This window comes from Citrobacter sp. KH_055_1 (assembly GCF_057838705.1).
In genome coordinates this window covers 630,220-642,128 of the sequence record NZ_CM174473.1, presented here as the reverse complement: position 1 = coordinate 642,128, position 11,909 = coordinate 630,220, and the positions used below count along the sequence as shown (strand labels likewise).

Below are 11,909 nucleotides of genomic sequence, written 5' to 3'. Positions count from 1 at the left end.
CAACATCTCGTTCCGTAGGCCCGGTAAGCATAAGCGCCACCGGGCACACAAAAGTTAGAAGAACACCATGTAAACAGCGGCGGCGACCACAAAACGATAAATCGCAAATGGAATAAACGAGATACGTTTAATCAGCTGCAGGAAGGTTTTGATCGCCACCAGCGCCACGACAAATGCCGTCACGAAGCCCACAGCAAACATTGGAATGTCTGACGCGCTCAGGAACGACCAGCTTTTGTAGAGATCTAACGCCGTGGCACCCATCATCATTGGTACCGCCAGCAGGAATGAGAATTCCGATGCGGCATAGCGGCTCACGCCCATCAGCATACCGCCTGAAATGGTCGCTCCGGAGCGGGAAAATCCCGGCCACAGCGCCAGGCACTGGAAGCAGCCAATCATAAACGCCTGGCGATAAGTCATATCATCCAGACCCGGCGCGCGCGGCTCTTTCGGCTTCAGGCATTCTGCGGCTATCAGCAGCACGCCCCCCACCACCAGCGCATACATCACGTTGATCGGGTTAAACAATGATTTGATGGTATCGTGGAAAATCAGTCCCAGTACCACGGCCGGGATCATCCCTAACAGGATATGCCCCAGCGTTAGTCGTCCCTTGCCGGTTCCTTCGTGCGGGGCTTTACCAAAGTGAATGCCAATCAGGCCAAACAAGCGGCGCCAGAACATCACCACAACAGCCAAAATGGAACCCAGTTGAATAACCACTTCAAATGTCTTTGCGGTAGCGCCTTCAAACCCCAGCAGATGGCCAACAATAATCATATGGCCGGTGCTGGATACAGGCAAAAACTCCGTCAATCCCTCGACCACACCCAAAATTGCCGCCACCAGCAGCGAGTGCATATCACTCATCAATTAACCCCTAGATAGAAAACCACGGCAAAAAAGAGCCAACGTTAGGACTCTTTTATACCTGTTAGGTTTAGATATTATTAATTTAATTACGTTCTTTCAGATTATTGCCACGCTCAATGATAACGCCGACGTTTGCCGCTCTCGCCACCGCCCCCGGCTTGCTGAGCTTGATGCGTACCCATGGGGAATTAAAACGGCTAAGCAGGAGGTCTGCCACCTCTTCAGCCACGCGTTCAACCAGCGCAAAACGTCCGCCTTCCACATGGCTGACCACCGTTTGTGCGATATCAGCATAGCTCAGGCAATCGGCAACATCGTCGCTTTTCGCTGATTTGCGGTTATCCCATGCCATTTCGATATCGAACACCAGTTTTTGTTCGATAGTCTGTTCCCAGTCATAAACACCAATAGTGGTGATTACCGAAAGTTGCTCTATAAATACAATATCCATCACGACCTGCCTGCTTTTTGGCTAACCCGGATACCACTTCCGGCGAAATATGCGTATTATCCACGGAAGTAGTGTTTTACACGACATTTTCAAAACGGAACAGCTTATGAGTGCAATCGCGCCTGGAATGATTATCTTCGCGTACCTCTGCGGCTCAATTTCCAGTGCTATTCTGGTATGCCGCCTCGCTGGATTGCCGGACCCACGTGATAGCGGTTCTGGAAATCCGGGCGCGACAAACGTATTGCGAATTGGTGGCAAAGGAGCCGCCGTCGCCGTGCTGATTTTTGACGTCCTGAAGGGTATGTTACCCGTGTGGGGTGCATACGCGCTAGGCGTTAGTCCTTTCTGGTTGGGGTTGATTGCTATCGCCGCCTGCCTGGGACACATCTGGCCGGTGTTCTTCGGTTTTAAAGGTGGGAAAGGCGTCGCCACCGCCTTTGGCGCCATTGCGCCGATTGGCTGGGATTTAACCGGCGTCATGGCGGGCACCTGGTTGCTGACCATCTTGCTGAGCGGTTATTCCTCATTAGGGGCCATCGTCAGCGCCCTGATAGCCCCATTCTATGTCTGGTGGTTCAAACCCCAGTTCACCTTCCCGGTATCCATGCTGTCGTGCTTAATTCTGCTGCGCCATCATGACAACATCCAACGTCTGTGGCGTCGACAGGAGCCGAAGATCTGGACCAAGCTGAAGAAAAAGCGCGAAAAAGATCCCGAGTGACGATACTGCCGGATAATGACGCGACGGTGTCTTATCCGGCTTACAGGATCTGATACCCGTCAACCGGCTTACCCAACCGCTGCTGGCACCACGTTGCCAGAAACTCTACGCACACCCGTAGCTTTACGCTGCGATACAATGGCTCCTGATACACCGCCCAGATATTGGCGCTCTGCGCATATTCTGGCAGCACGCGAACCAGTTCACCGCTGAGCAGAAACGGCTGTACGTCCCACTCAGAACGCAGCATGATCCCTTTTCCCTGTAACGCCCACTGCAACACAATCTCGCCGCTGTTAGAAGAAAGATGCCCCGCCACCTTAACCGATTTTTTCTCATGCCCATTATCAAGTTCCCAAACCCCGTGCGTCATATCGCGCTCTTTGGTAACCAGGCAATCATGGCGACTTAATTCCTGTAACGTCTTTGGATCCCCGTATTCGCGTAAATATGTCGGTGCAGCACACAATATTCTTTTATTTTTCGTTAACAAATGCGCAATATAATAATCGGGAATTTCATCATTAATACGAATATCCAGATCGATATTATCCTGCGCTAAATCAATTTGCCGATCGTACAGTTCAAAATGCACCTGTAATTCAGGATAGCTATGCATCAATTCGGTAATCGCTGGGGCGATATAACTGCGCCCAAACCCAAAGCTACAACCAATACGGATCATCCCTTCCGGACGCGTTTTGATTTGCGTGACGTCATCCACCAGATGCTGATAGCGGGCGAGGATCTCCTGCGCATGTTCATAGCACCGCTGACCGCTTTCCGTTAACGCCACACCGCGTGCGGAGCGGTTAAGCAGCGTGGCCCCTAGCGTAGACTCCAGAATCTGAATGCGTTTTGTCACAAACGCTGGCGTCTGCCCAAGGGTCGCTGCCGCCGCGCTAAAGCTGCCGCTATGCACAATTTCAACCAGCACCTGCAGGTCTTTCGCCAGGGGATAGGTGTTCAGCATGTTCAGGATATCCGTGAGGGTGTGAATCGCAGTGTAATTCCCCTGGACATAATAAACCCTGCCTTTGCGCAATTTTTATTATCTTAAGCGGACATCATTCACGAACTGTTAATTGGTTATTCACAGCGCTAAAAAATATAAAACCACATTTTTAGTGGTAGTTTGTCCGGGAGAATTTATTTCCAGATAAATAAAAGAACTGGAGTTGACATGATGAGCCATCAAAATAACCAACATGCGATAAATACGCTGACTAACATTGTCGCTGATTTTACCGCCATGATTTCTACCCGTATGCCCGACGATGTCGTAGATAAATTAAAACAGCTACGCGAAGGCGAAACCTCGCCGATGGGTAAAATTATCTACCACACCATGTTTGACAACATGCAGAAGGCGATCGACCTGAATCGCCCGGCGTGTCAGGACACCGGTGAAATCATGTTCTTTGTGAAGGTCGGTTCCCGTTTTCCACTGCTGGGCGAACTGCAAAGCATCCTTAAGCAGGCCGTTGAAGACGCCACCGTGAAAGCGCCGCTACGCCACAATGCGGTAGAGATTTTTGACGAGGTAAACACCGGCAAAAATACCGGTACCGGCGTGCCATGGGTCACCTGGGACATCATCCCCGACGCTGACGACGCAGAAATTGAAGTCTATATGGCTGGCGGCGGCTGTACGCTGCCGGGGCGTTCCAAAGTGTTAATGCCTTCCGAAGGCTACGAAGGTGTCGTGAAGTTTGTTTTTGAGAATATCTCCACGCTAGCAGTAAACGCCTGCCCACCGGTGCTGGTCGGCGTAGGTATTGCGACCTCCGTTGAAACCGCCGCCGTGCTGTCACGCAAAGCCGTACTGCGCCCGATTGGCTCACGCCATCCCAATCCCAAAGCTGCCGAGCTGGAACTGCGTCTCGAGGAAGGACTTAACCGTCTGGGTATTGGCCCACAGGGGCTAACGGGTAACAGCTCCGTGATGGGCGTACATATCGAATCGGCCGCACGCCACCCGTCGACTATCGGCGTGGCCGTTTCTACCGGCTGCTGGGCGCACCGTCGCGGCACGCTGCGGGTTCATGCCGATCTCTCCTTCGAAAATTTGTCTCACACCCGGAGCGCGTTATGAAAAAGATCCTGACAACCCCGATCAAAGCCGAAGATCTGGCAGACATTCGCGTCGGCGATGTCATTTACCTGACCGGTACGCTGGTGACCTGTCGCGACGTGTGTCACCGCCGTTTGATCGAACTCAAGCGCCCGATCCCGTACGATCTGAACGGTAAAGCCATTTTTCACGCTGGCCCGATCGTGCGTAAGAACGGGGAAAAATGGGAGATGGTCTCCGTCGGCCCAACCACCAGCATGCGTATGGAAGCCTTTGAGAAAGAGTTCATCGAGCAAACCGGCGTCAAACTGGTGGTCGGCAAAGGCGGCATGGGACCGTTGACCGAAGAAGGGTGTAAGCAATTCAAAGCACTGCACGTGATCTTCCCTGCTGGCTGCGCGGTTGTTGCCGCCACGCAGGTTGAAGAAATTGAAGAAGTGCACTGGACGGAATTGGGCATGCCGGAATCCCTGTGGGTGTGCCGGGTTAAAGAGTTCGGCCCGCTGATTGTTTCCATCGATACCCATGGCAACAACCTGATCGCCGAAAACAAAAAGCTGTTCGCTGAACGTCGCGACCCGATCGTCGAAGAAATCTGCGAGCACGTGCACTACATCAAATAACCCTCCCGGAGAGGCGCATACCTCTCCCCCTTTCGCAGGGATACAACAATGGCACCTTTAGCTGGTTGGTGGCGATACCTGGCTCCGCTGGTGGTCATCGCCATTATTGCTGTTTTGCCCGTTCCTGGCGGTCTTGAAAGCCACACCTGGCTCTATTTTGCCGTCTTTACCGGGGTCATCGTCGGACTTATCCTGGAACCTGTTCCCGGTGCGGTAGTGGCGATGATTGGTATTTCTATCATTGCCGTGCTGTCGCCGTGGCTGTTGTTCAGCCCTGAGCAACTCGCCCAGGACGGATTTAAATTTACCGCCAAATCGTTATCATGGGCTGTGTCGGGGTTTTCTAACTCGGTTATCTGGCTGATTTTCGCCGCCTTTATGTTCGGTACCGGTTACGAGAAAACGGGTCTGGGTCGGCGTATCGCGCTGATGCTGGTAAAGAAGATGGGGCATCGCACGCTGTTTCTCGGCTATGCGGTGATGTTCTCCGAACTGATCCTTGCCCCCGTGACACCGTCTAATTCCGCACGCGGCGCAGGCATTATCTACCCAATCATTCGTAACCTGCCGCCGCTGTACCACTCTCAACCCAACGATCCCAGCGCCCGCTCCATTGGCTCTTACATTATGTGGATGGGGATCGTCGCCGACTGCGTCACCAGCGCTATTTTTTTAACGGCGATGGCACCAAATCTGCTGTTAATTGGCCTGATGAAAGGTGCTTCCCATACAGCGTTAAGCTGGGGTGACTGGTTCTTAGGCATGCTGCCGCTGAGCATTTTACTGGTGTTGATCGTGCCCTGGCTGGCCTACGTGCTGTACCCACCGGTGCAGAAATCTGGCGATCAGGTCCCGCGCTGGGCGGAAACCGAGCTGAAGGCGATGGGGCCACTGTGCGCGCGTGAGAAAAAGATGCTGGTATTGATGGTGGGAGCGCTGGTGCTGTGGATCTTTGGCGGTGACTATATTGATGCCGCAATGGTCGGCTACAGCGTGGTGGCGTTGATGCTGGTACTGCGCATCATTTGCTGGGATGACATTGTCAGTAATAAAGCGGCATGGAACGTCTTTTTCTGGCTGGCTTCGCTGATTACCCTTGCCACCGGGCTGAACAATACTGGCTTTATCTCCTGGTTCGGCAAACTGCTGGCAAACGGACTCAGCGGCTACTCGCCGATAATGGTAATGGTGGCGTTGATCGTGGTGTTCTATCTGTTGCGTTATTTCTTTGCCAGCGCCACGGCCTATACCTCTGCCCTCGCGCCAATGATGATTGCAGCCGCGTTGGCGATGCCGGATATCCCGCTGCCGGTATTCTGCCTGATGGTCGGTGCCGCCATTGGTCTGGGCAGTATTTTGACCCCGTACGCTACCGGACCAAGCCCGATCTACTACGGCAGCGGCTACTTGCCGACGGCCGATTACTGGCGACTGGGCGCCATCTTCGGCCTGATATTCCTCGTCCTGCTGGTGATAACCGGCCTGCTGTGGATGCCTCTGGTTTTACTGTAAATCCCGCCGGGGCGGCGTAGCGTCGCCCCCTTTCCCTACGCATCTCACCAGTCCGCTCCCGGTGCGCTTACGCCGCCGGTAACTCCGCCAACGACCAGCGTGGACGCACGGTGACACCAAGGTCTGCCGTTGCTCCGGATTTAAAACGCACCATGCCCGCATAGGCGATCATCGCCCCGTTATCGGTACAAAATTCCGGGCGCGCATAGAACACTTCGCCACGGCGTTTTTGCATCATTTCCGCAAGTGCGGCCCGCAGGGTACGGTTAGCGCTCACGCCCCCCGCCATCACCAGACGCTTAAAACCGGTTTGATCCAGCGCGCGTTTGCACTTGATCATCAGCGTATCGACCACCGCATCTTCAAATGCACGGGCGATATCCGCACGGGTCTGATCGTCGTTTTCGTTATTACGAATGGTATTCGCGGCGAACGTTTTCAGGCCTGAGAAGCTGAAATCCAGCCCCGGACGATCGGTCATCGGGCGCGGGAAGACAAAACGCTTTTCCACGCCCTGAGACGCCAGCTTAGACAGCATCGGGCCACCTGGATAATCCAGCCCCAGCAGTTTGGCCGTTTTATCGAACGCTTCACCGGCCGCATCGTCAATCGATTCGCCCAGCAACTCATACTGTCCAATACCGGTGACGCTAATCAGCTGCGTGTGTCCGCCAGAAACCAGCAGCGCTACAAAAGGATATTCCGGCGGATTATCTTCCAGCATCGGTGCCAGCAAATGGCCTTCCATATGGTGTACAGGAATGGCCGGAACATTCCAGGCGAACGCCAGAGAACGCCCTACGGTCGCCCCCACCAGCAGCGCACCGACCAGACCCGGTCCTGCGGTATAGGCCACCGCATCAATATCTTTTGCCGTTAACCCTGCTTCAATCAGCGCCGCCTGAATCAACGGTACGGTTTTACGCACGTGATCGCGCGAAGCCAATTCAGGCACTACTCCACCGTAGTCAGCGTGCAATTTCACCTGACTATACAATTGGTTGGCTAAAAGACCTTTTTCATCGTCGTAAATGGCGATGCCGGTTTCATCGCAGGATGTTTCAATTCCCAGTACACGCATGACTTGTTTTACCTCGCTCTAATACCGCGCAGTGTAGGTCGAATGCGGGTTGATGTAAAACTTTGTTCGCCCAAGGAAGAACCCTCGTGTATACTCCTCACCCTTATAAAAGTCCCTTTCAAAATCGCGTCGGTGCTTTACAAAGCAGCAGCAATTGCAGTAAAATTCCGCACCATTTTGAAATAAGCTGGCGTAGATGCCAGCGGCAAACCGAATTTATAAAGGTGAGAGTTACATGCCGGTAATTAAAGTACGTGAAAACGAGCCGTTCGACGTAGCACTGCGTCGCTTCAAGCGTTCCTGCGAGAAAGCAGGTGTTCTGGCGGAAGTTCGTCGTCGTGAGTTCTATGAAAAACCGACTACCGAACGTAAGCGCGCTAAAGCTTCTGCTGTGAAACGTCACGCGAAGAAACTGGCTCGCGAAAACGCACGCCGCACTCGTCTGTACTAATCTATTGGGAGCTAAGGCTCTCAATTCAGACTGAGTTGTAGTTGTAAGGCCGTGCTTCCGGAAGGAATGCGCGGCTTATTTTCGTTTATACATCAGTAACTACACAAAATCATTCACACTGTATCAAGACGGCAAGTGAGTGAATCCCCGGAGCTTACTTAAGTAAGTGACAGGGGTGAGCGAGCGCAGCCAACGCAGAGACAGTTTGAAGGATGAAGTGTAATAACGGGGCATATGGCTGGACGAATCCCACGTGTATTCATTAATGACCTGCTGGCAAGAACCGACATCGTCGATCTCATCGATGCACGAGTTAAGCTGAAAAAGCAGGGCAAAAATTATCATGCGTGTTGTCCGTTCCATAACGAGAAAACCCCCTCTTTCACCGTAAACGGTGAAAAACAGTTTTATCACTGCTTTGGGTGTGGCGCGCACGGCAACGCCGTCGACTTTCTCATGAACTACGACAAGCTCGAGTTTGTGGAAACCGTCGAAGAACTGGCCGCAATGCACAACCTTGAAGTGCCTTATGAAGCAGGCAACGGCCCCAGTCAGATAGAGCGCCATCAACGGCAAAGCCTCTATCAATTGATGGACGGCCTGAACACTTTTTATCAACAGTCTCTGATACAACCCGCCGCTACCCCTGCGCGCCAGTACCTGGAAAAGCGAGGACTCAGTAGCGACGTGATCGATCGTTTTGCTATTGGTTTTGCCCCCCCCGGTTGGGACAACGTCCTGAAACGGTTTGGCGGCAATCCTGAGAATCGCCAGGCATTGATTGACGCGGGTATGTTGGTGACCAACGATCAGGGACGCAGTTACGATCGCTTCCGTGAGCGAGTGATGTTCCCTATCCGCGACAAACGCGGTCGGGTCATTGGTTTTGGTGGACGCGTGCTGGGCGATGCCCTGCCGAAGTACCTGAACTCCCCGGAAACCGATATTTTCCATAAAGGTCGCCAGCTGTATGGCCTTTATGAAGCCCAGCAGGATAACGCCGATCCGCAGCGCCTGTTAGTGGTTGAAGGCTATATGGATGTGGTGGCGTTGGCCCAATACGGCATTAACTACGCCGTGGCCTCCCTCGGGACGTCAACCACTGCCGATCACATCCAGCTGTTGTTCCGTGCGACGAACCAAGTGATTTGTTGTTACGACGGTGACCGGGCCGGACGCGATGCCGCATGGCGCGCGCTGGAAACTGCACTGCCGTATATGACGGACGGACGCCAGCTGCGCTTTATGTTTCTACCTGACGGTGAAGATCCCGATACGCTGGTGCGTAAAGAAGGGAAAGAAGCCTTTGAAGCCCGGATGGAGCAAGCCTTACCGCTCTCCGCGTTTCTGTTTAACAGCCTGTTACCACAGGTAGATTTGAGTACCCCGGACGGACGAGCACAGCTCAGTACGCTGGCCTTGCCGCTGATCACGCAGGTCCCGGGCGAAACGTTGCGCATTTATCTGCGGCAGGAGTTGGGAAACAAGCTCGGCATTCTGGATGACAGCCAGCTTGAACGTTTAATGCCAAAACTGGCAGAAAATGGAGCTTCCCGCCCTGTTCCACAGCTAAAACGTACGACCATGCGTATACTTATAGGGTTACTGGTACAGAACCCAGGTTTAGCCCCGCTGGTGCCGCCGTTAGGCGCTCTGGATCAAAATAAGTTGCCCGGCCTTGGCTTATTCAGAGAACTGGTCAACACTTGTCTGGCCCAGCCAGGTCTGACCACCGGACAACTGTTAGAACACTATCGTGGCACAAATGATGCGGCCACCCTTGAAAAACTGTCGATGTGGGACGATATAGCAGATAAAGATATCGCGGAAAAAACCTTCACCGACTCACTCAACCATATGTTTGATTCGATGCTTGAACTGCGCCAGGAAGAGTTGATAGCTCGTGAGCGCACACATGGTTTAAGCAACGAAGAACGCCGGGAACTCTGGACGCTGAACCAGGAACTGGCCAAGAAATAAGAGAAAGACAAAACAAAGACAAAATCATTCGCGTTGTATCAAGGCAGCAAGTGAACGAACGCCTGGGAGTGTACATAAGTACATGACCAGGAAGAGAGAACGCAGCTAACGCAGAGACAACGTGAAAGATGAAGTATTTAACGGCTTAACTGCCGAATATCGATCGGGAAGCCCCCGACAGCCGCACGGAGAGGCAGCGGCAAAATATAAGTATGCCCTCGTTTTGCCGTTGGCGGTTTTACCGCCCAACACCAATCAAACGAATTAAGTGTGGATACCGTCTTATGGAGCAAAACCCGCAGTCACAGCTGAAGCTACTTGTCCAACGTGGTAAGGAGCAAGGCTATCTGACCTATGCCGAGGTCAATGACCATCTGCCGGAAGATATCGTCGATTCAGATCAAATCGAAGACATCATCCAAATGATCAATGACATGGGTATTCAGGTGATGGAAGAAGCACCGGATGCCGATGATCTGCTGCTTGCTGAAACCTCCAACAGCACCGATGAAGACGCGGAAGAAGCGGCTGCCCAGGTTCTGTCCAGCGTTGAGTCCGAAATCGGTCGTACAACTGACCCGGTGCGCATGTACATGCGTGAAATGGGTACCGTTGAACTGTTAACCCGTGAAGGCGAAATTGACATCGCTAAACGTATCGAAGACGGGATTAACCAGGTTCAATGCTCCGTTGCAGAATACCCGGAAGCCATCACCTATCTGCTCGAGCAGTACGATCGCGTAGAAGCTGAAGAAGCGCGTCTTTCCGACCTGATCACCGGCTTTGTCGATCCGAACGCGGAAGAAGACATGGCACCAACGGCGACGCACGTCGGGTCTGAACTCTCTCAGGAAGAGATGGATGACGACGAAGACGAAGATGAAGAAGAAGACGACGACAGCAGCGATGACGACAACAGCATCGACCCTGAATTAGCGCGCGAGAAATTCGGTGAACTGCGTACTCAGTACGAAATCACCCGCGACACTATCAAAGCGAAAGGCCGCAGCCATGCTGCCGCGCAGGAAGAAATTCAGAAGCTGTCTGAAGTGTTCAAACAGTTCCGCCTGGTGCCGAAGCAGTTCGACTACCTGGTAAACAGCATGCGCGTCATGATGGACCGCGTGCGTACTCAGGAACGTCTGATCATGAAGCTCTGCGTTGAGCAGTGCAAAATGCCGAAGAAAAACTTCATCACCCTGTTCACCGGCAACGAAACCAGCGAAACCTGGTTCAACGCGGCTATCGCGATGAACAAACCGTGGTCTGAAAAACTGCACGACGTGGCAGATGATGTCCACCGCGGCCTGCAGAAACTGCGTCAAATTGAAGAAGAAACCGGCCTGACCATCGAGCAGGTTAAAGACATCAACCGTCGTATGTCCATCGGTGAAGCGAAAGCCCGCCGTGCGAAAAAAGAGATGGTTGAAGCGAACTTGCGTCTGGTTATCTCTATCGCTAAGAAATACACCAACCGTGGTCTGCAATTCCTCGATCTGATTCAGGAAGGCAACATCGGTCTGATGAAAGCGGTAGATAAGTTTGAATACCGTCGTGGTTATAAGTTCTCCACCTATGCAACCTGGTGGATCCGTCAGGCGATCACCCGCTCTATCGCAGATCAGGCGCGTACCATTCGTATTCCGGTGCATATGATTGAGACCATTAACAAGCTCAACCGTATCTCCCGCCAGATGCTGCAAGAGATGGGCCGCGAGCCAACGCCGGAAGAGCTGGCTGAACGCATGCTAATGCCGGAAGACAAGATCCGTAAAGTGCTGAAGATTGCCAAAGAGCCTATCTCCATGGAAACGCCGATCGGCGACGATGAAGATTCGCATCTGGGTGATTTCATCGAGGATACCACCCTCGAGCTGCCGCTGGACTCTGCCACTACCGAGAGCCTGCGTGCCGCAACGCACGACGTTCTGGCTGGCCTGACAGCGCGTGAAGCAAAAGTTCTGCGTATGCGTTTCGGTATCGATATGAACACCGACCACACGCTGGAAGAAGTCGGGAAACAGTTCGACGTTACCCGCGAACGTATCCGTCAGATCGAAGCGAAGGCGCTGCGTAAACTGCGCCACCCGAGCCGTTCTGAAGTGCTGCGTAGCTTCCTCGACGATTAATCTCGCCG

Annotated in this window: 11 protein-coding genes; 7 read left to right on the top strand and 4 right to left on the bottom strand. The window is 53.0% G+C overall.

The annotated features are described in order from the left end of the window. Positions 1–54: 54 nt before the first annotated feature. Complete coding sequence (gene bacA, locus AC3ITF_RS03180) at positions 55–873, bottom strand: undecaprenyl-diphosphate phosphatase (protein WP_489176121.1); 819 nt, start codon at positions 871–873, stop codon at positions 55–57. An 85-nt stretch (positions 874–958) separates the two neighbouring features. Then, the gene (gene folB, locus AC3ITF_RS03175; protein ID WP_181540390.1) at positions 959–1,327 is read right to left on the bottom strand and encodes a bifunctional dihydroneopterin aldolase/7,8-dihydroneopterin epimerase; all 369 of its coding nucleotides are present in this window, start codon (positions 1,325–1,327) and stop codon (positions 959–961) included. A gap of 106 nt (positions 1,328–1,433) precedes the next feature. Here folB and plsY point away from each other — a divergent pair, with 106 nt between their 5' ends. Continuing rightward, entirely contained in the window at positions 1,434–2,051 is a 618-nt protein-coding gene (gene plsY / locus AC3ITF_RS03170; protein WP_096759329.1) for a glycerol-3-phosphate 1-O-acyltransferase PlsY, read from the top strand. Between the two features lie 40 nt (positions 2,052–2,091). Here plsY and ttdR read toward each other — a convergent pair whose 3' ends face one another. Next, the gene (gene ttdR, locus AC3ITF_RS03165; RefSeq protein ID WP_135911392.1) at positions 2,092–3,024 is read right to left on the bottom strand and encodes an L-tartrate utilization transcriptional activator TtdR; all 933 of its coding nucleotides are present in this window, start codon (positions 3,022–3,024) and stop codon (positions 2,092–2,094) included. A 210-nt stretch (positions 3,025–3,234) separates the two neighbouring features. Here ttdR and ttdA point away from each other — a divergent pair, with 210 nt between their 5' ends. From ttdA to AC3ITF_RS03150, 3 genes are read left to right on the top strand one after another with little or no spacing between them, the layout of a single operon-like run. Next, entirely contained in the window at positions 3,235–4,146 is a 912-nt protein-coding gene (ttdA, locus tag AC3ITF_RS03160) for a L(+)-tartrate dehydratase subunit alpha (RefSeq protein WP_096755621.1), read from the top strand. After that, a complete protein-coding gene (ttdB, locus tag AC3ITF_RS03155) occupies positions 4,143–4,748 on the top strand; it encodes a L(+)-tartrate dehydratase subunit beta (RefSeq protein WP_115454410.1) in 606 nt (201 codons plus the stop codon). The genes ttdA and ttdB overlap by 4 nt, the downstream gene beginning before the upstream one ends. Before the next feature lie 48 nt (positions 4,749–4,796). Then, a complete protein-coding gene (locus AC3ITF_RS03150) occupies positions 4,797–6,260 on the top strand; it encodes an anion permease (RefSeq protein ID WP_115257460.1) in 1,464 nt (487 codons plus the stop codon). A 67-nt stretch (positions 6,261–6,327) separates the two neighbouring features. Here AC3ITF_RS03150 and tsaD read toward each other — a convergent pair whose 3' ends face one another. After that, positions 6,328–7,341: a tRNA (adenosine(37)-N6)-threonylcarbamoyltransferase complex transferase subunit TsaD gene (tsaD, locus tag AC3ITF_RS03145; protein WP_489176120.1), complete on the bottom strand. Its 1,014-nt coding sequence runs from the start codon at positions 7,339–7,341 to the stop codon at positions 6,328–6,330. A 235-nt stretch (positions 7,342–7,576) separates the two neighbouring features. On the opposite strand from tsaD, the gene rpsU reads away from it, so the two are divergent. From rpsU to rpoD, 3 genes are all read left to right on the top strand, one after another. After that, on the top strand, positions 7,577–7,792 hold the full coding sequence (gene rpsU, locus AC3ITF_RS03140) for a 30S ribosomal protein S21 (RefSeq protein ID WP_001144069.1): 216 nt from the start codon (positions 7,577–7,579) through the stop codon (positions 7,790–7,792). A gap of 234 nt (positions 7,793–8,026) precedes the next feature. Next, complete coding sequence (dnaG, locus tag AC3ITF_RS03135; RefSeq protein ID WP_117342687.1) at positions 8,027–9,772, top strand: DNA primase; 1,746 nt, start codon at positions 8,027–8,029, stop codon at positions 9,770–9,772. A 284-nt stretch (positions 9,773–10,056) separates the two neighbouring features. Beyond that, a complete protein-coding gene (rpoD, locus tag AC3ITF_RS03130) occupies positions 10,057–11,901 on the top strand; it encodes an RNA polymerase sigma factor RpoD (protein WP_096755616.1) in 1,845 nt (614 codons plus the stop codon). The last annotated feature ends 8 nt before the right edge of the window (positions 11,902–11,909 follow it).